The 24,623-nt window shown below is 67.9% G+C and carries 19 protein-coding genes and 1 pseudogene; 16 read left to right on the top strand and 4 right to left on the bottom strand.

Translation table 11 applies throughout. The features are described from left to right. From truA to EDC25_RS10220, 5 genes are all read left to right on the top strand, one after another. Nucleotides 1-792: a tRNA pseudouridine(38-40) synthase TruA gene (gene truA, locus EDC25_RS10240; protein ID WP_123522210.1), complete on the top strand. Its 792-nt coding sequence runs from the start codon at nucleotides 1-3 to the stop codon at nucleotides 790-792. After that, nucleotides 774-1,430, top strand: a complete 657-nt coding sequence (locus EDC25_RS10235) for a phosphoribosylanthranilate isomerase (RefSeq protein ID WP_243695118.1) — start codon at nucleotides 774-776, stop codon at nucleotides 1,428-1,430. The genes truA and EDC25_RS10235 overlap by 19 nt, the downstream gene beginning before the upstream one ends. Before the next feature lie 74 nt (nucleotides 1,431-1,504). Beyond that, complete coding sequence (gene trpB / locus EDC25_RS10230; RefSeq protein WP_123522208.1) at nucleotides 1,505-2,716, top strand: tryptophan synthase subunit beta; 1,212 nt, start codon at nucleotides 1,505-1,507, stop codon at nucleotides 2,714-2,716. Next, a complete protein-coding gene (gene trpA, locus EDC25_RS10225) occupies nucleotides 2,713-3,537 on the top strand; it encodes a tryptophan synthase subunit alpha (RefSeq protein ID WP_123522207.1) in 825 nt (274 codons plus the stop codon). Before trpB ends, trpA begins: the two co-directional genes overlap by 4 nt. 282 nt (nucleotides 3,538-3,819) lie before the next feature. After that, nucleotides 3,820-5,781, top strand: coding sequence for a beta-propeller domain-containing protein (locus EDC25_RS10220; RefSeq protein ID WP_132577480.1), 1,962 nt, complete (start codon nucleotides 3,820-3,822; stop codon nucleotides 5,779-5,781). Between the two features lie 53 nt (nucleotides 5,782-5,834). Here EDC25_RS10220 and EDC25_RS10215 read toward each other — a convergent pair whose 3' ends face one another. Next, nucleotides 5,835-6,704, bottom strand: coding sequence for a bile acid:sodium symporter family protein (locus EDC25_RS10215; RefSeq protein WP_123522205.1), 870 nt, complete (start codon nucleotides 6,702-6,704; stop codon nucleotides 5,835-5,837). A 281-nt stretch (nucleotides 6,705-6,985) separates the two neighbouring features. Between EDC25_RS10215 and EDC25_RS10210 the strand changes: the two genes are divergently transcribed. Together EDC25_RS10210 and EDC25_RS10205 are read left to right on the top strand one after the other, a co-directional pair. Then, entirely contained in the window at nucleotides 6,986-7,621 is a 636-nt protein-coding gene (locus tag EDC25_RS10210) for a glutathione S-transferase family protein (protein ID WP_123522204.1), read from the top strand. A 69-nt stretch (nucleotides 7,622-7,690) separates the two neighbouring features. After that, nucleotides 7,691-8,464 carry an extensin-like domain-containing protein gene (locus EDC25_RS10205; RefSeq protein ID WP_123522203.1) on the top strand — a complete coding sequence of 258 codons (774 nt, stop codon included), beginning with the start codon at nucleotides 7,691-7,693 and terminating at the stop codon, nucleotides 8,462-8,464. A 178-nt stretch (nucleotides 8,465-8,642) separates the two neighbouring features. Here EDC25_RS10205 and recN read toward each other — a convergent pair whose 3' ends face one another. Continuing rightward, entirely contained in the window at nucleotides 8,643-10,376 is a 1,734-nt protein-coding gene (recN, locus tag EDC25_RS10200) for a DNA repair protein RecN (RefSeq protein WP_123522257.1), read from the bottom strand. A 131-nt stretch (nucleotides 10,377-10,507) separates the two neighbouring features. Here recN and hrcA point away from each other — a divergent pair, with 131 nt between their 5' ends. From hrcA to EDC25_RS10170, 6 genes are all read left to right on the top strand, one after another. Continuing rightward, the gene (hrcA, locus tag EDC25_RS10195; RefSeq protein ID WP_123522202.1) at nucleotides 10,508-11,566 is read left to right on the top strand and encodes a heat-inducible transcriptional repressor HrcA; all 1,059 of its coding nucleotides are present in this window, start codon (nucleotides 10,508-10,510) and stop codon (nucleotides 11,564-11,566) included. A 78-nt stretch (nucleotides 11,567-11,644) separates the two neighbouring features. Continuing rightward, on the top strand, nucleotides 11,645-12,166 hold the full coding sequence (gene grpE / locus EDC25_RS10190) for a nucleotide exchange factor GrpE (protein ID WP_123522256.1): 522 nt from the start codon (nucleotides 11,645-11,647) through the stop codon (nucleotides 12,164-12,166). A 113-nt stretch (nucleotides 12,167-12,279) separates the two neighbouring features. Next, entirely contained in the window at nucleotides 12,280-14,202 is a 1,923-nt protein-coding gene (gene dnaK, locus EDC25_RS10185; RefSeq protein ID WP_123522201.1) for a molecular chaperone DnaK, read from the top strand. Nucleotides 14,203-14,402: 200 nt separating this feature from the next. Further along, nucleotides 14,403-15,515, top strand: a complete 1,113-nt coding sequence (gene dnaJ / locus EDC25_RS10180) for a molecular chaperone DnaJ (RefSeq protein ID WP_123522200.1) — start codon at nucleotides 14,403-14,405, stop codon at nucleotides 15,513-15,515. Between the two features lie 193 nt (nucleotides 15,516-15,708). Beyond that, on the top strand, nucleotides 15,709-18,537 hold the full coding sequence (locus EDC25_RS10175; protein WP_132577479.1) for a serine/threonine-protein kinase: 2,829 nt from the start codon (nucleotides 15,709-15,711) through the stop codon (nucleotides 18,535-18,537). Between the two features lie 133 nt (nucleotides 18,538-18,670). After that, the gene (locus tag EDC25_RS10170) at nucleotides 18,671-19,528 is read left to right on the top strand and encodes an alpha/beta hydrolase family protein (RefSeq protein WP_205984974.1); all 858 of its coding nucleotides are present in this window, start codon (nucleotides 18,671-18,673) and stop codon (nucleotides 19,526-19,528) included. A 30-nt stretch (nucleotides 19,529-19,558) separates the two neighbouring features. On the opposite strand, the gene EDC25_RS10165 is transcribed toward EDC25_RS10170, so the two are convergent. After that, on the bottom strand, nucleotides 19,559-20,896 hold the full coding sequence (locus EDC25_RS10165; protein ID WP_123522197.1) for a sensor domain-containing diguanylate cyclase: 1,338 nt from the start codon (nucleotides 20,894-20,896) through the stop codon (nucleotides 19,559-19,561). Next, a complete protein-coding gene (locus EDC25_RS10160) occupies nucleotides 20,893-21,816 on the bottom strand; it encodes a phosphate/phosphite/phosphonate ABC transporter substrate-binding protein (RefSeq protein ID WP_123522196.1) in 924 nt (307 codons plus the stop codon). Before EDC25_RS10160 ends, EDC25_RS10165 begins: the two co-directional genes overlap by 4 nt. Before the next feature lie 290 nt (nucleotides 21,817-22,106). Between EDC25_RS10160 and sucC the strand changes: the two genes are divergently transcribed. From sucC to EDC25_RS10145, 3 genes and pseudogenes are all read left to right on the top strand, one after another. Further along, nucleotides 22,107-23,267 carry an ADP-forming succinate--CoA ligase subunit beta gene (gene sucC, locus EDC25_RS10155; RefSeq protein WP_123522195.1) on the top strand — a complete coding sequence of 387 codons (1,161 nt, stop codon included), beginning with the start codon at nucleotides 22,107-22,109 and terminating at the stop codon, nucleotides 23,265-23,267. A gap of 14 nt (nucleotides 23,268-23,281) precedes the next feature. Next, nucleotides 23,282-24,160, top strand: a complete 879-nt coding sequence (gene sucD / locus EDC25_RS10150; protein WP_123522194.1) for a succinate--CoA ligase subunit alpha — start codon at nucleotides 23,282-23,284, stop codon at nucleotides 24,158-24,160. A 260-nt stretch (nucleotides 24,161-24,420) separates the two neighbouring features. After that, nucleotides 24,421-24,623, top strand: a pseudogene (locus EDC25_RS10145) (transposase); the annotation flags it as partial.

Here is a 24,623-nt window from a genome sequence, read left to right as displayed (position 1 = left end):
TTGACTGGCCGCCAGCGCATTGCGCTGGCGGTCGAGTATGACGGCAGCGGCTTCCTCGGCTGGCAGCGGCTCAGTCACGGCCCGACAGTCGAGGGCGTCCTGGAAGCCGCCGTGGCGCGGGTCGCCAACGAAGCGGTCGACATCCAGGGATGCGGCCGCACCGACGCCGGTGTCCATGCGATCAACCAGATCGTGCATTTCGATACCACGGCCGTGCGGCCCATGCGCGGCTGGATCCTCGGCTGCAACAGTAACCTGCCGTCATCGGTCGTGGTGACCTGGGCCGGTATCGTCCCGCCGGAGTTCCACGCGCGCTTCTGGGCGCGCCGCCGCCGCTATCGCTACATCATCCTCAACCGCGCGGTGCGACCGGCACTCGGTGCCGGCTACCTGACCTGGGAGCGACGGCCGCTTGATGCCGGGCGCATGCACGAGGCGGCACAGGCGCTGATCGGTGAACATGACTTTTCAGCCTTCCGTGCCGCGGCCTGCCAGGCCCGGCACGCCCGTCGCCGCATGCACGAGGTCGGCGTTCGCCGCGAAGGTGATCGCGTCGTCGTGGAGGTCGAGGCGAACGCCTTCCTGCACCACATGGTGCGAAACATCGTTGGGGCGCTGCTTCCGATCGGCCGCGGTGACCGCGATCCCGGGTGGGTTGCCGAGCTGCTGGCCGGACGCACGCGCATCCGCGAAGTGGTGACCGCGCCGCCGGACGGCCTGACGTTCCTCGGGCCGCGCTATCCGCGTGGCCTGGGTCTACCCGGTTGGCTGGAGTGCGACGATCCGCTGTGAATGCGCAGCCGCCAGCGATCAAGTTCTGCGGCTTGACCCGGGTGGCCGACGTCGAGATCGCCTGTGCCCTCGATGTCGACTACATCGGGTTCGTTTTCGCGCATGGCAGTCCGCGGCGCGTGGATCTGGCGCGGGCGGTCGAACTGGCCGAGGCTGCGCGCCGCCAGCCGCGGCAGGCACGGATCGTCGCACTGGTCCGCGACAGCAGCCCGGGCGACGTGGATGCCGTCGTCGCCGCCGTCCGCCCGGACCTGTTGCAGTTCCACGGCAGCGAGGACGAGGCGTCCTGCAGCCGCTTCGGCATTCCGTACTGGAAGGCGCTGGGCGTGCTCGGCGTTGACGATGCGCAGGCGCACGTTGAAACCAGCCATCCCTCAGCCGAGGCGCTGCTTCTGGATGCCCATGCGCCCGGTGGCGCCGGCGGCAGCGGACATGCCCTGGACTGGTCGCAGTGGCCGCGGACGCCACGCCGGCTGGTCCTTGCCGGCGGCCTGCGCCCGGACAACGTGGCAAACGCCATCACCCTGACACGACCCTTTGCCGTCGATGTCTCTTCCGGCATCGAATCGGCGCCAGGTGTAAAGGATCCGCAGCGCATGGCGGCATTCGTCGCGGCCGTGCGCGCTTGCGACCACTGAACGGCGCCGCTATCCCGCAGCGCAGCAGATCGTGAGAAACTTGCCGGCCCTGTTTCCTGTCCTGACGGATTGCCGTGACCGACCCCATCGATTTCCACGCCTGGCCCGACGCTGACGGCCGTTTCGGTGGCTTTGGCGGCCGCTACGTCGCCGAGACGCTGATGGCGCCGCTGGCCGAACTCACGGCCGCCTACGAGCACTACCGCATGGATCCGGCGTTCATCGCCGAGCTCGACCGTGACCTTGCCGAATACGTCGGCCGGCCCAGTCCGATCTATCACGCAGAGCGCCTCAGCCGCGAGGTCGGCGGCGCGCAGATCCTGCTCAAGCGCGAGGACCTGAACCATACGGGTGCGCACAAGATCAACAACACCGTCGGACAGGCGCTGCTCGCCAAGCGCATGGGCAAGCCGCGCGTGATCGCCGAGACCGGCGCCGGCCAGCACGGCGTCGCCACCGCCACGGTGGCCGCCCGACTGGGTCTGAAATGCGTCGTCTACATGGGTGCCACCGACATCGAGCGGCAGAAGATCAACGTCTACCGCATGAAGCTGCTGGGCGCGGAAGTCGTGCCCGTGACGGCCGGCTCGCAGACGCTGAAGGATGCGCTCAACGAGGCGCTGCGCGACTGGGTCACCAACGTCCATGACACCTTCTACATCATCGGCACCGTCGCCGGGCCGCATCCGTATCCGAAGATGGTGCGTGATTTCAATGCGGTCATCGGCCGCGAGGCGAGGGCGCAGATGCAGTCCCGTTACGGCAAGTTGCCGGATGCGCTGGTGGCCTGCGTCGGCGGCGGCAGCAACGCCATCGGCCTGTTCCATGCCTTCCTCAACGACGCCGGCGTGGCGATCTATGGCGCAGAAGCGGCGGGCGACGGCCTCGACACCGGCCGCCATGCCGCGTCGCTGGCGGCTGGCCGCCCCGGCATCCTTCACGGCAACCGCACCTACGTGCTGTGCGACGACGCCGGGCAGATCACCGAAACGCATTCGGTCTCGGCCGGCCTGGACTATCCGGGCGTCGGTCCGGAGCACGCCTGGCTGAAGGAGACCGGTCGCGCCACCTACCTGGGTGTTGATGACGGCGAGGCACTGGCCGCGTTCCATACGCTGGCACGCACCGAGGGCATCCTCGCGGCGCTGGAATCCAGCCACGCCGTCGCGCTGGGCATGCGCCTGGCGCGCGACATGCGTCCGGACCAGGCCGTGCTGGTCAACCTGTCCGGTCGCGGCGACAAGGACGTGCACACCATAGCTGCCCGCGAGGGAATCGAACTGTGAGCGCCACCGTCCACAACCGCATCGATGTCCGCTTCGCCGCCCTGCGCGAGCAGGGACGCACGGCATTGATTCCCTTCATCACCGCCGGCGACCCGTCCATCGAGGCGACGCTCGCGGCGATGAAGGCCGCGGTCGCCGCCGGCGCCGACCTGATCGAACTGGGCGTGCCGTTCTCCGATCCGATGGCGGATGGACCGGTGATCCAGAAGGCCAGCGAACGCGCCATCGCCGCGGGTACCGATGCGCCGGCGGTGTTCGAACTGGTGAATCGCTTCCGTGCCGGGGACACCTGCACGCCGGTGGTGCTGATGGGCTATCTCAATCCCGTCGAGATCCATGGTCGAGAGCGGTTCGCCCGCGAGGCGGCTGCGGCCGGCGTCGATGGCCTGTTGCTCGTCGATGCCCCGCTGGAAGAGGCCGCGCCGTTCCAGGCACTGCTGTCCGAACAGGGGCTGCACCAGATCCTGCTGGCGGCGCCCACCACCGGCGGCGAACGCCGGGCGCAGCTGGCGTCGGCGGCCACCGGATTCATCTATTACGTCGCCTTCGCCGGCGTGACCGGTGCCGCCCGTCTGAATGCCCAGGCCGTTTCAGCGCCGGTCGCGGCGCTGCGCGAACTGGCAAACGTCCCGGTGGTGATCGGTTTCGGCGTGCGCGATGCCGCTTCGGCGCGCGAGGTGGGTGCGCTGGCGGACGGCGTGGTCGTCGGATCGGCGCTGGTCGAGCGTATGGCCACGGCCACCGATCCGGCGACCGCTGGCGCGACGGCCGGCGAGTTCCTCGGATCATTGCGCGCCGCGCTGGATTCGACCGCGAAGTAGGGGCCGCGCCGCGACGGCGGTGCGGTTGCGGCAATTTCCCCGGTTCGGGTCGCACAGGCACTGAATCATTGCAGGGGTATCCGTCCCGGCTGCGGTGCGCCCTGAGGGCATCCTCGTCAAGGACATCAGGGCGCCGGCCGACGGGAGCGCGTTTTGCGGCCATGGGGCGGGACATTGAGGGCGCCGGTGCCAGGTCGATCACGCAGCGGAAGGTGGCCGCTGCCAACCCCGTTTTCACGGAACCTGCGTTGGATCCGCCACTATCGAGCGGCGGAGGTGACCATGAACCGATCTGTGAGGACTGCGCTGGTGTCGGCCGTCATCGGCGTGACGGGTTGCACCGGCGTGAAACCCGCCGGCTCCATGGGCGCCGGGCCTGTCGAAGAATCTCCGCGGGCATCGCTGGCGTCGGCACAGCCCGGCCTGCCGGCCTTCGCGAGCGAGGAGGCCTTCGAGGCGTTCCTGGCGCACTGGGCGGAAGAAGCCGGGAAGCGTCGGCGTGAACAGCAGGCGCGCCACGCGGAAATGCTGCAGTCGTCGGCGCCCATGCCGCCACCGGCACCCGCGTCCGTGGCCGCGCCATCCTCCGCCTTCGAGCCGCCTTCGGCCGGATCGATCACCAACCTGCAGACCCCCGGTGTTGACGAAGGGGGCATCGTCAAACGCCACGGCGACCACCTGGTAGTGCTGCGACGTGGTCGGCTTTTCACCGTGCGCATCGGCGGCGACAGCCTGCGTCCGGTGTCCACGGTCGATGCCTTCGGCCCCGGGATCAACCCGGCAGGTGCCTGGTACGACGAAATGCTCGTTGCCGGCGACACCGTCGTGGTCATCGGCTACAGCTACGCGCGTGGCGGCACCGAACTGGTGCGTTTCAGGATCGATGGCGATGGGGCGCTGTCCTACCGCGATACCTGGCACCTGCGCAGCAACGATTACTTCTCGTCGCGCAACTACGCCAGCCGCCTGGTCGGCGAGACCCTGATCCTGTACACGCCGCTGTACGTCAACGCCTGGAACATCCAGCGCCGCGACTTCATGCCGGCCGTCCGGCGCTGGAGCGCGGATGCCGGGCCCGACGACTTCAAGCGCCTGTTGCCGGCGACGCGCTTGTACCGTGCCGACGAAAACGTCGATCCCTTCGCCGGCATGGCCTTGCATACCGTGGTGCGCTGCGATCTGGGCGGCGACGATCTCGATTGCTCGGCCGTCGCGGTGCTTGGTGCGGCGGGTCGGGTGTTCCATGTATCCGCCGACTCGGTGTTCGTGTGGACGACCCGGCATGGCGGCGCCGCGGCCAACTCCTCGATGCTGGTGCGCATTCCGTTGGATGAAGGTAAGCCGACGGCGTTGAGGACGCGCGGCGTGCCCATCGACCAGCTGTCCTTCCAGCAGGGCAACGACGGTCACCTCAATGTGATGCTGACGCAGGCCGGCGCGGGCGAAGGCATGTGGGGCGAGGCGACGCAGGACGGCGAACTGGCCTTGCTGCGGGTCGATCTGGGCATGTTCGGCGACGGCCGGGACGAAGCGCCGGCGAACGCCTACCGGCGCCTGCCCGGCCAGGTCGACGGCCCGATGCAGAACCGCTACATCGGCGACTGGCTCGTGTATGGACATGCGAGGAATCCGTGGGCCCGGGCCACGGACAGCAAGGCCAGCGGCATCGCCTATGCCGTGCGCCATGCCGGAGCGGGTGCGGTGCAGGCGGTGGTGCTGGGTCACGGCGTCGAACGTATCGAGGCGATGGGTACCCACGCGATCGTGGTCGGCAGCGCGAAGGCGGACCTGCACTTCTCCAGCCTGCGCATGGAGGCCGGTGAAGTCGCCCTCGCCGGCGTCTACGTGCAAGCACAGGCTGCGCAGGGTGAAAACCGCACGCATGGCTTCTTCTACAAGGACGAAGGCGGCGGCAGTGGCGTCGTCGGCCTGCCCGTGATCGGGCAGCCACACGGCAGCCGGATGCAGTCCCACCTGTCCGGGTCGGCTGCCGTCCTCTACCTGCGCAACCGCGATCTTGACCTGTCGCCGCTGGGGGAACTGGCGGTCCGGTCGGCCGGCACGGTGAACGATCATTGCCGGGCCAGCTGCGTGGACTGGTACGGCAATGCGCGACCCATCTTCATCGGCGACCGCGTCTTCGCGCTGCTGGGATACGAACTGGTCGAGGGCCGCATCGAAAGCGGCCGCGTCGTGGAACGGCGGCGCACGAATTTCGCGCCGTCGGCGCTCATCACCGACTGAGCTGAAAAGGACGGCATCCGTGGCCCTTGCCGCGGATGCCGTCGCCGTTTGGCTCAGCTGTCAGGAGACCGCCGCCCGCGCACCAGCCAGACCGCGAACACGGCGGCGGTGAAGAACATCATCAGGCTGTAGACCGCGGCTGGGATGGACATCGTCGCGTTCTGCAACACGTTCAGCGCAATGAAGATCGCCAGTGTTCCGTTATGGATGCCGATCTCCATGGCGATCGCGATGGCCTGCCGGCGCGGCAGCTTCATCGCAAGGGGCGCCGCATAGCCGACGCCCATGCTGGCGAGATTGAACAGCAGGCAGGCCAGGCCAATGGCGGCGAAGTAGGCCAGCAGCGCCTGGTGGGCCTGGACGACGGTGGCAACGATCAGCAGCACCAGGACCAGCACAGACAGCAGGCGGATCGGTTTTTCCATGCGCACGGCGAAGCCGGGTGCGCAGGCGCGGATGACCATGCCGATCGCCACGGGCAACAGGATGATCGCCGCCACCTCGATGATCTTCCCGACCGGGGGCGGGATGTACTGTCCGGCACCGAGGAACCAGCGCAGCGACAGATCCAGGATGACCGGCAGCGTGACCAGGCAGAGCACGCTGTTGACCGCGGTCAACGTGATGTTGAGCGCGACATCGCCGCGTGCCAGATGGCTGTAGATGTTGGCGGTGGCGCCGCCCGGCGACGCCGCCAGCAGCATGAGACCGACAGCCAGCTCTGCCGGCAGGTCCAGCAGCAGGGCAAGTCCGAAGGCGGCCCAGGGCAACACGCCGATCTGCAACACCAGGCCGATGATGACCGCCCGCGGATAGCGCGCGATGCGGCGGAAATCGTCAAGGGCGAGACCCAGGCCGAGGCCCAGCATGATGATTCCCAACGCAAGCGGCAGGAGCAGCGTCGTCAGCAGCGTCGATTGCATTCCCGGATCTCCCTTCCCGTGGATTCGTTTCACGATCCTCGCATACCGATGGCGGTTCGGCGTGCTGCATTGCGTATCCCGCCCCTGACCGACGCCAGGCAATCCGTTTCGCCGTTGACCGGAGCGGTGCCGGACGCTCCGGTCGCGTGGCGCTGAAACGGGCGCCGCACGGCGGGGCCGCTTGGGTGCGCCGTGGCGGAAGCAGTGTGCGTTCGCCCATGCCGGTTCCGCCGCCGGACCTTTGCCGCGCTAGACTGCCGCGGCATCGCGAGGAGGCCAGCATGTCCATTGTTCTCTACGGTTCGCCGAGTACCGCTTCCCTGGTCGTCCACTGGTTGCTGATCGAGCTGGACCTGCCGCACCAGCTGCGCCAGCTCGACTTCGCGAAACGCGAACAGAAATCCCCGACCTACCTGCAGATCAATCCGCAGGGCAGGGTGCCGACGCTGGTCATCGACGGCCAGGTGCTGACCGAAGCGGCGGCGATCATCCTGCACCTGGCCGATCTGCATCCACGCGCAGGCCTGGCACCCGCTCCCGGTTCGCCCGAACGGGCCCGCTTTTACCGCTGGGCCTTCTTCTGCGCCAACACGCTGCAGCCGGCCTATCGCGACTGGTTCTATCCCGAAGAGCCGGCAGGACCCGAACATGTCGAGGCTGCGAAGGCGCAGGCGCGAAACGATATCGAGGCGGCCTGGCAACACGTGGCCGATCATCTGCAGGTCCATGGTCCTTTCCTGCTCGGCGAACAACGCTGCGTCGTCGATTTCCTGCTGACGATGCTGATGCGCTGGTCGCGCAACATGCCACGGCCGACGGACAGCTGGCCGGTACTGCAGGCCTACGCCCAGCGGATGAAGGCGCTGCCGTCCTTTGCCGAGGTCTACCGTCGCGAAGGCTTGACGGACTGGACCTGACGCTGCGCCTCGCACGCCTGCAAAGGTCCGCGCCAGGCCGGTTCAGGCCCGGCCCGTCACACTGCCGGCATGGTCCTGCCATCGCCGCCTCGCCGCAGCCTGTCCGGCTGGCTGTTCCTGCTCTGCCTGCTGTTGCTGGCCTGGGCGCTCCGCAGTGGTCACCTGGTGATCCCCGATCGCTGGAACCCGTGGGCGCCGCTGGACATCGAGGCGACACCGAACCTGCTGACGCGCTTCAAGCTGCAGCGTGCCTCGGGCGATCCGGAAGCGTGCCGTGCCGCGCTGTCACGTTCCGGGTTTCGTGCCACGTCATTGCCCGATGCGGTCACCGGGCCGGGCTGCGGATTCACCCATGCGTTCCGGATCGAGCGGATGAACGTCGACGTCGGCGAGGCGTTCGCGCTGGGTTGCCCGGCCGCGCTGTCACTGGCGTTGTGGGAACGCCATGTCATGCAACCGGCGGCCGATGAACACCTGGCGTCGCCGGTGGTGAAACTGGAGCACCTCGGCTCGTACGCCTGCCGCAATCTCTACGGCGAAGACGGGCGGCGACGAAGCCGCCATGCGACCGCGGATGCGCTGGATATCGCCGGCTTCGTCCTCGCCGATGGACGTCGCATCCGCGTGCTGGCGCACTGGACGCCAGCGGACAGGGCCAGCGCATCCTTCCCGGGCGTTGTGCCTTCCAGCAACGGGGATCACCCGGACGCGAACAGCCGGTTCCTGCGGGCGCTGCGCGACGGCGCCTGCCACTATTTCGATGCGGTGCTGGGCCCGGACTACAACCGGGCGCATGCCGACCATTTCCATTTCGACCGGGGTGCGGCGCGCATCTGCCGGTGAACGGGCTCGACGGTCCTATTCCGGCCGTCGAAGCCCATGCAGAACGACTGCGGCCGGCCATGCGATGCATGGCAGCCGGCTCGAGCGGTCTTGCTGCCCACCCGTATGGCGCAATGCCGCGGACTGGGTGCCCGTGGACCGCGCCATCGTCGCAACGCGACTGTTGCAGGCACTTCGGTCAGGTAGGCGACGTGTCCTTGCGGGTCGGCGATTGCATCCGTCGCCGCGCGGACCAGCCGCCGCCCTCCTGGCGCGCGCGTTCCAGCATCTGCCGGGCATGGGCATACGTGGCCTCGGTCAGTTCCACGCCGCCGAGCATGCGCGCGATTTCCTGCAGCCGCGCTTCGTCATCGAGCAGGTCGAGCTGCGTCCGCGTGTGGCCTTCCTGCGCTTGCTTGTGGACACGGATGTGCCGATGGCCCTGCGCCGCCACCTGCGGAAGATGGGTCACGCACAGCACCTGCGCATGGCCGCCCAGGCGACGGAGCTTCTGCCCGAGGATCTCGGCGACCGCGCCGCCGACGCCGCTGTCGACTTCGTCGAACACCATGGTCGGCACCGGGTCGTCGCCCAGCGCCGCCACTTCGATCGCCAGCGCGATACGGGAAAGCTCGCCGCCCGACGCGACCTTGCGCAAGGGGCGCAACGGCTGGCCCGGATTGGCGCTGACCAGGAACTCGCAGCGTTCGCTGCCCATCGGATCGGGGACGCCGTCGCCGGTGTCGTCCAGTTCGATCCGGAATGCGCCGCCGGCCATGCCCAGTTCGGCCATCAGCGCGGTGACCTGCGCCGAAAGGCGTGCCGCCGTGTCCCGGCGTGCGCGCGACAGCCTCGCCGCCGCCTCGCGCCACGACGACAGCGCCCCGGCCTGGCGCGTGTCCAGTTGTGCAAGGGCTTCACCGGCGTTTTCAGCGGACGCCAGTTCTTCCGCAAGGGCGTCGCGACGTTCCGCCAGTTGCGGCACGGGGACGCGGTGCTTTCGTGCCAGGTCGTGCAGGCGCGACAGCTGCGCGTCGATCTGGGCCAGGCGATCGGGATCGAGGTCGGCACCGTCGAGATGACGGTCCAGTGCCTGTACCGATTCGCGCACTTCCACTTCCGCCGCGGCCAGCAGTTCGATGACGGCGCCCAGGCCGGGATCGCCGCCAGCGGCGTTCTCCAGCTGCTGGCGGGCGCGCACGAGCTGGCTGAGTACGGCGCCTTCGTCGTCGAGCAGGCGTCGCGCGTCGGCGCAGGCGGCCAGCGTGTCGCCCTGGTGCGACAGGCGGTGATGTTCCTGTTCGAGCTCCGCCAGGGCCTCGGCGGCGAGCGCATGGCGCTGCAGCTCCGCCAGTTCATGGCGCAGGTGGTCAAGGTGGCGCGGATCGCTGCCACCCTGGCGGGCGAGTTCCTTGCGCTGGCGCTCGAGGTCGCGCCAGGCCCCAGCCGTCCGGGCGACCTGCGCCAGCACCGTGCCATGGTCACCGTGGCGATCGAGCAGGTCGAGCTGGGCGGCGCGGTCGAGCAGCGCCTGGTGTTCGTGCTGGCCGTGGATCTCGACCAGCTGCGTTGCCAGTTCCGCCAGTGTCTGCGCCGGCACCGGACGGCCATTGATCCAGGCCCGCGAGGCGCCTTCGCTGCGGATGACTCGCCGCAACAGGCACTGGTCGTCGTCATCGAGATCGCGCTCGGCCAGCCAGGCGCGCACCGCCGGCAGGGCGGCGAGATCGAAGGCGGCGGCCAGTTCAGCGCGCTCGCAGCCGGCGCGCACGACGCCGCTGTCGGCGCGCGTGCCGGACAGCAGCAGCAGCGCATCGACCAGCAGGGACTTGCCGGCACCGGTTTCGCCGCTGACCACGGTCAGGCCGGCACCAAGGGTGAGTTCAACGGCTTCGACGATGGCGAAGTCGCGGACGGTAAGCTGGGTCAGCATGGCCGGCATTGTAAGGGTGGGCGCGCCCGGTCCATGCATTCTGGCGCCGGCGGCTGTCTCAACCGGTGAGCACGCTTGGAAATCGCCCCCGGGTGCACCATATTTGACCCGGAACCCCTCTGAAGCCGCGCATGACCCGTCCCGCCCAGTCCGACCTGCTCGATTCCCGCTCGCGGCGGCTGCTTCGCGCCCTGATCGCCCAGTACATCCGCGATGGACAGCCGGTCGGGTCGCGCACGCTGGCCAAGCAGTCCGGCCTGGACGTGAGCCCGGCGACCATCCGCAACGTGCTGGCCGACCTCGAGGAGATCGGGCTGGTGGCGGCGCCGCATACCTCGGCGGGCCGGATCCCCACCACGCAGGGCTATCGCGTGTTCGTGGATTCGCTGCTCGAAGTGCAGCCGCTGGCCGAGCGCGAGATCGAGCGCCTGCGCTCCGAACTGGGCTCGCCGGCCGGGACCCAGGACCTGCTGAATTCGGTGTCCGGCCTGCTGTCGGCGGCGACGCACTTCGTCGGCCTGGTGACCGTGCCGCGTCGCGAGGCGTTCGCTTTCCGGCACATCGATTTCGTGCCGCTGGATGGACAGCGCGTGCTGGTCATCCTGGTGTTCACCGACAACGAGGTGCAGAACCGGGTGATCGAGACGGCCCGCCCGTACAGCCGCTCCGAACTGGAGCAGGTCGCCAACTACCTCAACGCCCACTACGCCGGCCTCAGCCTGACGCAGATCCGCCAGCGCCTGCTGAGCGAACTGGACGAGGCGCGCGTGGCCATGAACGCCACCATGAAGACGACGGTCGAGATCGCCGGCGCCGCCCTGGACGTGGCCACCGGCGAGGACGTGGTCCTCAGCGGGCAGACCAACCTGATGGGGGTGCAGGAGCTGGCGAACGTCGAGCGCCTGCGCAACCTCTTCGATACCTTCAACCGCAAGCAGGAACTGCTGCAGCTGATGGACCGCTGCATCCACGCCCGTGGCGTCCGCCTGTTCATCGGCGAGGAATCCGGTGTCGGGCCGCTGGACCAGTGCAGCCTGATCGCCGCCCCCTACGGCAGCGAGGGCCGCATCCTCGGCGTGCTGGGTGTCATCGGACCGACCCGCATGGCCTATGAACGCGTCATTCCCATGGTGCAGGCCGCCTCGCAGGTGCTCTCCAGCGTCTTGAATGGCGGCCGGCCGGCCCAATAAGACAGGACAACCATCGAACAGGGCGCTGCCGGCCGAGGCGGGTACGGCGACGTCCTGCCCAGACCTATGGAAGACGACATGAACCACAGCCAGCAGCACCACGACGAATCCTTCGAAGACCAGGACGCCCAGTCCAGCCTGGATGCCGCCGAGCAGGAGCTCGGACAGATCGAGCAGCAGCTGGCGGCCGCGCGCGAGGAAGTGCTGCGCACGCGTGCCGAGATGGACAACCTGCGCAAGCGGCTGATGCGCGAGATGGAGGCGGCCCGCAAGTTCGGCGGCGAGCGCATCCTCGGCGACCTGCTGCCGGTGGCCGACAGTCTTGAGCAGGGCCTGGCCGCGGTCGGCGCCGACGATCCGGCCCGCGAGGGCCTGGAGCTGACCATGAAGCAGTTCGCCAGCGCGCTGGAAAAGCACGGGCTGGCCCAGATCGACCCGGCCGGCCAGGCCTTCGATCCGGCCGAACACCAGGCCATTTCCGCCCAGCCCAGCGCCGAGCATCCGGAGAACACCGTGATCGCGGTGCTGCAGAAGGGTTACCGCCTGCACGAGCGCGTCCTGCGCCCGGCGCTGGTCGTCGTCGCCAAGGGCGCCGACTGACCGCCGCACGAAGCGGCGACGGGCGCTTGAAACGGCTTGCGGACGCCCCATTTCCCGGGACAGACAGAGACATTGCGGCCGGCAACGGCCCCGACATTCGGAGCAACAGACACATGGGCAAGATCATTGGTATCGACCTGGGCACCACCAACTCGTGCGTGGCCATCCTTGAAGGTGGCAAGGCGCGCGTGATCGAGAACGCCGAGGGCGATCGCACGACGCCGTCGGTGGTGGCCTTCGGCAAGGATGGTGAAGTGCTGGTCGGTCAGCCGGCCAAGCGCCAGGCCGTCACCAATCCCAAGAACACCTTCTTCGCGGTGAAGCGCCTCATCGGCCGCAAGTTCACCGACGCCGAGGTCAAGAAGGACATCGACCTGGTGCCGTATTCCATCGTCCAGCACGACAATGGCGACGCCTGGGTGGCGAAGGCCGACGGCAGCAAGCTGGCGCCACAGCAGGTGTCGGCGCACGTGCTGATGAAGATGAAGAAGACCGCCGAGGACTTCCTGGGCGAGCCGGTCACCGAGGCGGTGATCACCGTGCCGGCGTACTTCAACGACTCGCAGCGCCAGGCGACCAAGGAAGCGGGCAAAATCGCCGGCCTGGACGTCAAGCGCATCATCAACGAGCCGACGGCGGCGGCGCTGGCCTACGGCCTCGACAAGTCGCTGGGCAAGGACCGCAAGATCGTGGTCTATGACCTGGGCGGCGGCACCTTCGACGTGTCGGTGATCGAGATCGCCGAGATCGACGGCGAGAAGCAGTTCGAAGTGCTGGCCACCAACGGCGATACCTTCCTGGGTGGCGAGGATTTCGACAGCCGCCTGATCGACTACCTTGTCGACGAGTTCAAGAAGGAGCAGGGCATCGACCTGCGCACCGATCCGCTCGCCCTGCAGCGCCTGAAGGACGCTGCCGAGCGCGCCAAGATCGAGCTGTCCAGCGCGCAGCAAACCGACGTCAACCTGCCGTACATCACGGCCGACGCCTCCGGTCCGAAGCACCTGAACATCCGCGTCACGCGCGCCAAGCTGGAGTCGCTGGTCGACGAGCTGGTGCAGCGCACGCTGGGGCCCTGCCGGACGGCGCTGAACGACGCCGGCCTGAAGGTCTCCGACATCGACGAGGTCATCCTGGTCGGCGGCCAGACCCGCATGCCGAAGGTCCAGCAGGCGGTCTCGCAGTTCTTCGGCAAGGAGCCGCGAAAGGACGTCAATCCCGACGAGGCCGTGGCCGTCGGTGCCGCGACCCAGGGCGGCGTGCTGTCCGGCGATGTCAAGGACGTGCTGCTGCTGGACGTGACGCCGCTGTCGCTGGGCATCGAGACGCTGGGTGGCGTGTTCACCAAGCTGATCGAGAAGAACACCACCATCCCGACCAAGAACACGCAGGTGTTCTCCACCGCCGAGGACAACCAGAACGCCGTGACCGTGCATGTCCTGCAGGGCGAGCGTGAACAGGCCCGCTACAACAAGTCGCTGGCCAAGTTCGACCTGGCGGGCATCGATCCGGCGCCGCGTGGCATGCCGCAGATCGAGGTCACCTTCGACATCGACGCCAACGGCATCCTGCACGTGTCGGCCAAGGACAAGAAGACCGGCAAGGAACAGAAGATCGAGATCAAGGCCGGTTCCGGCCTGTCCGAGGCCGAGATCCAGCAGATGGTCCAGGACGCCGAAGCGCACCGCGAGGAAGACCAGAAGTTCCAGGCGCTGGTGGCGACGCGCAACAAGGCCGACGGCCTGGTGCACGCGACGCGCAGCGCGCTGAAGGAGCACGGCGACAAGGTGCCGGGCGAGCAGATGGCGGGCATCGAGGGCGCGCTGTCGGACCTGGAGTCGGCCATGAAGGGCGACGACCAGGCGCTGATCGAATCGCGTATCGGCGCGCTGGAGACGGCGGCGCAGTCGCTGGCCGCGGCGGCGGCTGCTGCCCACGGTGGTGGCGATGCCGGCGCCGCCGGCGCCGCCTCGGCCCAGCAGGACGACGTCGTCGATGCCGAGTTCACCGAAGTGCGCGACGACGACAAGAAGTAATGTCCACCGGGGGGAAGCCGGCTTGGCGGCTTCCGTGCAACGGGTGGTGCGATCGCCCACCCGTTGCGACGATTGACGGACACATTGCTTCCAGAACGAACCGGGGCACGCCCGCGAGCCGCAGAACGCGGCTCGCGGCGTTTGAAGGACCAACGATTACCCGGCCTGCCGCAAGACTCAAGCCCGCCTGACCTGCGCCCATGAAACGCTGCTATTACGAAGTCCTTGGCGTCGAGAAGACCGCCACCGAATCCGAACTGAAGACCGCGTTTCGCCGTCTCGCCGCCAAGCTGCATCCGGACCGCAATCCGGGTGACAAGGAAGCCGAGGAGCGCTTCAAGGAAGTGAAGGAAGCGTACGAGGTCCTGGGCGATGCCGGCTCGCGGCAGCGCTACGACCAGTTCGGCCATGCCGGCGTGAACGGGCAGGGCGGCGGTGGTGCCGGCGGCTTCAACGACCTGGGCGACATCTTCGGCGATATTTTCGGCGACATCTTCGGTGGTGCGCGCGGCCGCCAGGCGCGTCGCGGCGCCGACCTGCGCTACGTGATCGAGCTGGATTTGGAAGAAGCCGTCTTCGGCGTCGAAAAGGAAATCCACTTCCCGACGCGCGTGGTCTGCAAGCGCTGCAAGGGCTCCGGCTCGGACGACGGCAAAGTCGAGACCTGCGACACCTGCGGCGGTCATGGCCAGGTGCGCATGCAGCGCGGCATTTTTTCCATGCAGCAGGCCTGTCCGCATTGCGGCGGCAGCGGCCGCAGGGTGGTGAATCCGTGCTCGACCTGCGATGGCGACGGTTACGTCGAAGACGAGAAACGCCTGTCGGTAAAGATTCCTGCCGGCGTCGATACCGGCGACCGCATCCGTCTGGCCGGTGAAGGCGAGGCCGCGGCGGGCGCTCAGCCGGGCGACCTTTACGTCGAAGTACAGGTGCGTGAGCACGAGATCTTCCAGCGCCAGGGTCGCGACCTGTTCTGCGAAGTGCCGATCCGCTTCTCGCAGGCGGCGCTGGGTTGCGAACTGGTCGTGCCGACGCTGGATGGCGAAGCGGTGGTCAAGGTGCCGCCGGAAACCCAGACCCACCGTCTTTTCCGCCTGCGCGGCAAGGGCGTCACGCCCGTGCGGGGTGGCGGTGCCGGCGACCTGCTGTGCCGGGTGGTGATCGAGACGCCCGTGAACCTCACGCAGGCCCAGCGCGATCTGCTGCACCAGTTCGAGTCGACATTCGGCGAAGACGCTTCCCGGCATTCGCCCCGCGAGAGCACCTGGGTCGATGCCGCCAAGGCGTTCTGGAACCGCATCAGGCCGGGCTGACGAAGGCGCTGCCGAGATTACGGCAGGTTCCGGCGGCGACATTGGAGCGGCTCCGGCATTCCGGTGCGGGCGGTACGTCCAACCGGCATTCCATGATGCCGTGACACGGTAATAGACTGGCGCCGGAACGATTCTCCCCGGGAGATCATGCGTGGGTGAGCGCCGCGGCGGCGAGGCCGGTCAGTCTGGATGCGTGGAAAGCCGGTCCGGTGATCGCGAGCGGCCGTCGGACGCGCTGGACGCGCGTGCGCTGCGGATGGCCAGGCAGGGCCTGGATGTCGACATCGGCGACCGTGATCGCTGGCTGTCCGAGCACTGCGGGCAGGACAGCGAGTTGCGCGACCGCGTACAGCGCCTGCTTGCACGCGCCGACGCCATCACCCGCACCGTTCCCGCGGGCGGGCGTGGCGACGCCACGCTGGGCGGACTGGCGGTTCCCGACGGTCGGGTCGGTGCCTATCGCCTGATCGAGTGCATCGGTCGCGGTGGAATGGGAGAAGTCTGGCGAGGCGAACGCTGCGAGGGCGGCTTCGAACAGACGGTCGCGATCAAGCTGATGCTCGAAAGCAGGGCGGACTGGCTGCGGCGTTTCGGGCGCGAGCGGCAGATCCTGGCGCGCCTCAATCATCCCAACATCGCCCATCTTGTCGATGGCGGCGTCACCGGATCAGGCCTGTCCTGGCTGGCGATGGAGTTCGTCGAAGGCGAAACGATCACGCGCTGGTGCGACCGCCAGCGCCTCGGCATCGAGGACCGCGTGCGCCTGATGCTGCCGGTCTGCGCCGCGGTGCAGTTCGCGCACCAGGCGCTGGTCGTCCATCGCGACATCAAGCCGGCCAACATCCTCGTCGATGCCGAAGGCCGGCCGCGGCTGCTCGATTTCGGCATCGCCAAGCTGATGGACGAAACGGCGTCCAGCGAAGCGTCCACCCTGATCATGACGCCAGCCTACGCAGCGCCCGAGCAACGCAGCGGCGAGGCCATTACGACGGCGACCGATGTCTACCAGCTGGGCGCGGTGCTGTTCGAGCTGCTCAGTGGCGAGCCGTTGGAAGCGCCTCGGGCACGTCCGGGTGAGGAGGGGCTTTCGCAGCCGGGCGGCAGCGGTCCACAGGACGAGGCCGCGAGAAAGCGGCGCGCCGGACTTCGCGGCACGTCGCCGCAACGCGTTGCCGCCGTGCTCAATGGCGATCTCGGCAGCATCCTCGCCAAGGCGCTCGCGTTCCAGCCGGGCGACCGCTACGGTTCCGCGCGCGAACTGGCCGATGACCTGCGCAACTGGCTGGACAACCGGCCAATCCGCGCGCGACGGCTGGGTACCGCCTACCGGATCCGCAAGTTCCTCCGCCGCAACCGGCTCCCGGTGGCCGTGACGGGCATACTGGCGGCCGCACTCGCGGTGTCGCTGTTGTTCGCCTGGCAATGGTTCCAGGCAGAGCGGCAGCAGCAGCTGCGCAGCGAGAAGATCCTCGGTTTCATGCGCGAGCTGTTTTCCGCCAACCACCTGGAGGAGACGGAAGGGCAGACCCTCACGGTGGCGGAGCTGCTGGATGGTGCAGCTGAGCGCATCGACCGCCAGTTCGCCGACGACCCCGCGTCCCGCGCCGTGCTGCTGACCGAACTGGCCGATGTCTATCGCAGCCTTGGCCGCTACGAGGAGTCGTTGCGGTTGCTGGACGTGGCCCTGCAGTTGCAGCGACCGTGGCGCGCTGTGGCGCCGGACGATTACCTGCAGACCCTGGCGACGGTCGGCTACGTCAGGCTCGAGCTTTATGGCTACGAGGAAGCCATCGGGCTGGCGGAGGAGGCGTTGGCGCTGGTCGGCGACGACGCGTCGGTCAAAGCCGCGCACTGGCGATTCATCTTCAAGGGCATCCTGGCCGACGCCTTGGCCAGTTCCGGTCACCCGGCCGAAGCCGAACCGCTGTACCAGGATGTGCTTGACGCCAGCAATGACGCCCATGCCCCGCCGCGGCGCCGCGCCATTCGACGCAGCGACTACGCCCATATGCTCTTGCGCATCGGCCGCGGGCCTGAGGCCATCGAGCAGTTCGACATCGCCGAGCGGATCCTCCTGGAGGATCCATCGACGTCGAAGGTCAACCTGCTGGTCATCCAGACCAGTCGCGCGCTGGCGCACCTGACCATGGGCAAACCGGCCCGTGCGGTGGAGGCCTATGCACAGGCGCTGCCGGAGATGGAGCAGATATTCGGCGAAGGCCACAACCGCACCACCATCGTACGCAGCCAGATGGCACAGGCGCTGATGGGAATCGGCCGCTACCGGCAGGCGCTCGAGCTGGTCGATCACAACCTGCAGTTCATGGAGGCCTCCGGTGCCGTGGTCGAGAAGGACCGCGTGCTGGTGGCGAAAGGGGTTCGTCCGCGCCTGATGATCGCCAGCCTGCGCGCGGCCGAGGCACTGCCGGAGATCGAGGAGGGCATGGCGTGGCTGCAAGAGCGAACGGAGGGTGCGTCGTTCGAAACCGCGGTCCTCGGCAGCGTCCACGCCGCCGCACTGGTCGAGCTGGGCCGTTTCAGTGAAGCGCGGGAGGTGCTGGATCGCGCCTATGCCGAGATGCGCGAGCTGCGCCAGCTGACTGCCGACCAGTTCGATCCGCTGATGGAGGATGCGGTCGGGCGGCTGGCGCTGCTGGAAGGACAGGCGCGGGAAGCGGCGGTCCATTTCACCAACGCGCTCGAGACCTATGTGGCGCAGGTCGGCGAGGACAGCCCGCGAACGGCGCGCGCCCGCGTCCACCTTCTCTGGACCGAGCTGGTGCAGGTGCCGGATCGTGACCGGCTCGAGGATCTGGAGCGTGCGCGCCAGCGGCTCGCCGTGGCGCTCGAGGTGCCCGACGCGGCGCCGTTGTGGCAGGTGGACCTGCTGATCGCCGAACACGCCGCGCACCTGGGGAAGTCGCCACCTGATCCGGCCAGGGTGGAGCGTTCGCGGCAGGCACTGCGCGAGGAAAGCGGGCTGGACGTGCTACCGCCCTTCAAGGGCATCAGTTCGATCTGACGACAGCGGCCGCGGAACGTCTCGCTCCTTCGTCGGCGACGCGCCTTCAACCGCCACGTGCGCAACGATGGCGGGCAGTGAACCGTTGCCGCCCGCCTGCTATCCTGAGTCCATACGCATTCGTATGGATCCCATGATCGAATCCCGAACCTTCTCCCTGTGCGCGGACGACGGCCACGAACTGGCCGCGACCCACTACCCGGCTCGCGTGCCGGTGCAGGGCGCCGTCGTCATCGCGTCGGCCATGGGCGTGTCCCAGGGCTACTACCGGCCGTTCTCGGAATGGCTGGCCGGGCAGGGCTGGCATGTCCTGACTTTCGACTATCGCGGCATCGGTCGCTCGCGTCGTGGCCCGTTGCGCCGGCTCGAAGCCGACGTCCTGACCTGGGCACGCCGGGATTGCGCCGCCGCGGTCGACGCCGCCGCCGCATTGGCGCCCGGCAAGCCGTTGACCTGGATCGGCCACAGCCTGGGTGGGCAGCTGTTCGCAATGGTGCCGAACCGTGATCGCGTCGATCGCGTGCTCACCGTTGCGACCGGCAGCGGCTACTGGCGGGAGAATGCGCCGGCACTGAAGCGCGTCGTCTGGTGGCTCTGGTACGTCGTCGTTCCGGTGGTGTTGCCTCTGGCCGGCTATTTCCCCGGACGGCGGTTGCGCAAGATCGGCGACCTGCCGCGTGGTGTGATGGCGCAGTGGCGGCGCTGGTGCCTGCATCCGGACTATGCCGTCGGCATCGAGGGCGACTGGCTGCGCGAAGCCTACGCCAGTGTCGGACAGCCGATGACGATCCTGAGCTTCTGCGACGACGAGTACATGTCCGAACGGAATACCGTCTCGCTGCACGCGTTCTATGCGAATGCGGCGAAGACATGGCGGCGCGTGGATCCGGCCGGATCCGGCCTGCGCCGGATCGGCCACTTCGGCTTTTTCCGCAGCGAACCCGGCGGCGCGGTCTGGGAAAAACTGGTCCTGCCGGCGCTGGATGGCTGAGCCGGGTCGCCGCGCAGCCTCGGTCGGCCATCACGGCGTCGGCGTGCAAGCGGAGATCTGGATCTGGTTCTTGCCCAGCTGTTTGGCGCGGTACATCGCGTGGTCGGCGCAGCGCAGCAGTTCACTGGCATCCGTGGCGTGCGTTGGATAGACGGCGATGCCGATCGACGCGCCGAGCGCGGTGTGGTCGGCATCGCTGCTGGCGCGAATGCGCTGCATCAGGGCTTCGGCCTGCGCCAGCGCCTTGTCGGGCAAGGGCTCGTCGCGCGCCAGCACGGCGAATTCGTCGCCACCGATTCGCGCCAGCCAGGCGCTGCCGCCGGAATGCTGTTCCAGGCTGCGTTCGGCGAGCAGCGCGAAACGGATCAACGCGCGGTCACCGGCATCGTGGCCGATGGTGTCATTGACCTGCTTGAGGTTGTCCACGTCGAGGAACATCAAGGCGAAACGCGATCCCTCGGCCCTGGCGCGGGCGACGTGTTCGGCCAGTGCCTCGTCGAAGGCGCGCCGGTTGGGCAGGCCCGTCAGCTTGTCCTGATAAGCCTTGCGCGCCACGCTGCGATGGGTTTCCGCAATGCGCTGGCTCATGCGTTCGAAGACGCGCTCGAGCTCGCCGATCTCGTCGCGACGGCCGCTGTCCAGCTGGTAGTCGCCGTACTGCCCGGCCTCGATCTCCCGCGCGACCGTCGCCAGGCGCTGGATCGGCCGGACGATCCAGCGCTGGATGATCCAGCCCGAGGCCAGCGCCAGCACGGTGCTGAAGGCCAGCAGGAGCGTGAGGCTGCCGATGCGCTGCCGCGATGCATGCTCCAGCGTCGCCGAGAGGCGCTGGTTGCCGCTGGCAACGGTGTGGTTCAACTCGTCCAGTCCGAACCGCGTCAGCACGCCACCGAGCACTTCGTCGCCGATGCGGATGCGCAGCGCCGCGGTGATGACGCCGTCATCGCGCTGGACCTGGACTTCGTCGCTGGCCAGCGCGGCCTTGACCAGGTCCAGGCTGAGCGAGGATCCGTACGTGGAGATGTCATGGCTGCCGTCGTGCACGACGCGGCCCTGGCTGTCGAATACCAGCGCCGCGGTCATCGGCGGCTGCCGCAGCGTAGCCGCCAGCTGCTCGCCGATGGAGCGCAGATCGAAATAGTAGAGGTCGTTTGTCAACGCGTCGGCGAGGTGGCGGATCAGGGCGATGCCGTGGGCCTGTGCGACCTGCGATACCAGCTGGGTCTGCACTTCGCTGTTGAGGGCAAGCACCTCGCGCCGGCTGCTGCGTTCCTGCATCAGCAGCAGGAACAGGGCGCCGAGGATCACCAGCGTGATCGCGGTGCTGGCGACCAGGACGCGGCGGCGCAGTCCCTTGCCGGCGATCATTCCACCTCCCGGTGCACCCGCACGAGACCGTCGCGCAGGCGTTCCAGCTGCAGTTCGTGGACGTCGTCCAGTGGCAGGAAACGGGTGGCGCCGAAGAACTCGCGCATTGCATCGGCGGCGTCGGGATCGTCGGCGGCCGCCAGCAGCAGCTGCCGCAGCCGTTCACGGACGCGTCGGTCGAGGTCGGCGCGGACCAGCTCCAGGCCGCGCGGCATCGCCCGGGTTTCGTGGATGACCTGCAGCTCGCTCTTCACGCTTTCTGGCAGCGTGCGCGGGTTGTCCCAGCCCAGGCTGCTGATGACGCCGGCGCTGACCAGGCCTTTCGCCACCCAGATCGCGGTGTTCGCTTCCGAGCGCGAGAACAGGTAGCCGACCGCCTGGCCCTGCGGAGCGTCGCCGATCGCGGTCAACGGCTCCAGGCGAAGACCGTTCTGCAAAAGTTCGATGACGGGAACGAGATAGGCGCTGGTGGATGCCACATGTTCGAAGGCGATGCTGCGTCCGGACAGCCCCTCCAGCGAATGGATGCCGCTGTCGCGCCGGACGAAGAAGAAACTCCGGTAGGCGCTGACGCCGCTGCGCTCGGTCAGCAGCATGGCCTGCGCGCCAGTGAGGTTGCGCAGCTCGACGGCCATGGCCGGCGTCTCCGTCACCCAGTCGACGCTGCCCCGGCGCAGGTAATTGGCCATCTGGCGTGCGTCGCGGGCCATCAGGATGCGGCCCTGGCGGATACCGACGTCGCGCATGCGCGGGACGACGTAGTCGAGCAGGGGCTTGAGCTGTGCGTAATGGTTGCGTGGATCGTCGGAGATCCGGCCGAGGGTGAGCACATCCGAGGCGGCCACCCTTGCCGCGGCGACGAGGGCGAACACTGCGACCAGCAGGACATGCAGGCTCCTGTGCGACGCGAGCTGGGCCATCGGCTAATCCCTTCTGGACGCCGCATAGTGTAGCCAGAACGTGGTGATCGTCCGCAGCGTCGTCCAGTCATGCCCGGCCCGATCGCGGCCTCGGCCGGCCGGACCCGGGCCCACCGGTGCCGGCGCCGGCCCCGTAGAACACTCGCGTTGCCGCGTCAACCGCAAGCGGCTTTTGACGCTGCGCACCATCGGACCGACAATAGCGGTTCCTCCGGCCCGCCAGTGCACGCATTCGGTTTCGCGTGCAGGCGGCAGCCGCCCGTGTTCGCACGTACCCAGGAACCCCATCGATGAACTTCCACGAGTACCAGGCCAAGCAGTTGTTTGCCGAATTCGGCATACCCGTTCCCGCCGGACAGCCGGCAGCCACCCCTGAAGAGGCGGTCGAGAAGGCCCAGGCCCTGGGTGGCGACGCCTGGATGGTGAAGGCGCAGATCCATGCCGGTGGTCGTGGCAAGGCGGGCGGCGTCAAGTACTGCAAGAGCCTGGACGAAGTGAAGGCGGCCGCTGCCGGCATGCTCGGCACGAGCATGGAGACCTACCAGAGCGGTGGCCGCGCGCTGCCGGTGAACCTGGTGCTGGTCGCCGAGGCCACCGACATCGTCAAGGAGCTGTACCTGAGTGCCCTGGTCGACCGTTCCAGCAAGACGGTCAGCTTCATCGTCTCCGCCGAAGGCGGTGTCGAGATCGAGAAGGTGGCGGAAGAGAACCCGGAGGCCATCCACACCGTCGAGGTGGACTACATCGAAGGCCTGCAGCCGTACCGCTGCCGCGAGATCGGTTTCGCGATGGGCCTGACCGCCAAGCAGGTCAACCAGCTCACGAAGATCATGACAGGCATCTACAACCTGTTCATGGCCAAGGACCTGTCGCTGGTGGAACTGAACCCGCTGGCGATCGTCAAGGGCGGTGACCTGTACGCGCTCGACGGCAAGGTCAATTCCGACGACAACGCCGATTTCCGCCATCCGGAACTGGTCGCCATGCGCGACGAGTCGCAGGAAGACGCCACCGAGGTCGAGGCCGCCAAGTACCACCTCAACTACGTCACCATGGACGGCAACATCGCCTGCATGGTGAATGGCGCCGGCCTGGCGATGGCGACCATGGACGTCATCAAGCTCAACGGCGGCGAGCCCGCCAACTTCCTCGACGTCGGCGGTGGCACCAATGCCGAACGCGTCAAGGAAGCCTTCAAGATCATCCTCGCCAATCCCAGGGTGAAGGCGATCCTCGTCAACATCTTCGGCGGCATTGTCCGCAATGACCTGATCGCCGAGGGCATCATCAACGCGGTCAAGGAAGTGGGCTGCACCATCCCGGTGATCGCCCGCCTGGAAGGCACCAACGTCGAGCAGGGCCGCAAGCTGCTGGCCGATTCCGGTCTGGCCATCCAGACCGCCACCGATCTCAACGACGCGGCCAAGAAAGCCGTCGCCGCCGCTGCCTGAGGAGCCGAACACCCATGTCCGTTCTGGTCAACAAGAACACCAAGGTCATCTGCCAGGGCTTCACCGGCTCGCAGGGTACTTTCCATTCGCAGCAGGCCCTCGACTACGGCACCAGGCTGGTCGGTGGCGTGACGCCCGGCAAGGGTGGCAGCGAGCACATCGGCCTGCCGGTGTTCAACACGGTCGCCGAGGCCGTCGAGGAAACCGGCGCTGACGCCAGCGTCATCTACGTGCCGCCGCCGTTCGCCGCCGACGCCATCCTGGAAGCCGCGTCCGCCGGCATCCGCGTCATCGTCTGCATTACCGAAGGTATCCCGGTGCTGGACATGCTTCGCGTGCACAACGTCCTCAAGAAGAACTACGAGGACACCTGGCTGATCGGTCCGAACTGCCCGGGCATCATCACGCCGGGCGAGTGCAAGATCGGCATCATGCCGGGCCACATCCACAAGCCGGGCAAGATCGGCATCGTCAGCCGCTCCGGCACGCTGACCTATGAAGCCGTCTTCCAGACCACGCAGGTCGGCCTTGGCCAGAGCACCTGCATCGGCATCGGTGGCGATCCGATCCAGGGCATGAACTTCGTCGATGCGCTGACGCTGTTCCAGGACGATCCGCAGACCGAGGGCATCATCATGGTCGGCGAGATCGGAGGCAGCGCCGAAGAGGAAGCCGCCGAGTTCATCGCCGACAACGTCACCAAGCCGGTCGTCGGTTTCATCGCCGGCGCCAGTGCCCCTCCGGGCAAGCGCATGGGCCACGCCGGCGCCATCGCTTCCGGCGGCCAGGGCACGGCCGAAGGCAAGTTCGCGGCGCTGGAGAAGGCCGGTGTCACGACGGTGCGTTCGCCGGCCGACCTCGGCGCGGCCATCGCCAAGCGCCTTGGGGCCTGACCTACGCAACCTGCCGCAATCGCCTCGCCAGGCGGTTGGCACCAAAGCCAGCCGCCACATCGCCGTCACGAAACGTGCCGGCCCGCAGCGTGACATTCCGCAGTGCTGAAAACGAAACGCCCCGGCAATGTCCGGGGCGTTGCCGTTTGTAACAATTGATTTGCCTGACCGGTGAGACAACGCTAAGCGACCGGCGGTGACACCTTGTTGCGGCGAATCGATCAGTGTTGTCGCAGCGGCAGCAGCGAGTCGACGTCGCGATCGAGCGTGACTGGCCGTATCTGTGGATCGACGCGACCTACGTGAAGGTGCGGGAAGCCGGCCGGATCGTGTCGGTGGCCGTGATAATCGCTGTGGGAGTCAACGCGGATGGCCGCCGTGAAGTGCTGGGAATGGGGGTGGGTGCGTCGGAGGCCGAGCCGTTCTGGACCGCGTTCCTGCGCAGCCTGATGCGTCGTGGCCT

It is taken from the genome of Pseudofulvimonas gallinarii (assembly GCF_004343305.1).
Classification (GTDB): domain Bacteria; phylum Pseudomonadota; class Gammaproteobacteria; order Xanthomonadales; family UBA2363; genus Pseudofulvimonas; species Pseudofulvimonas gallinarii.
Note: the sequence above shows the minus strand (reverse complement) of the source record. Positions and strands in the feature narration are given on the sequence as shown.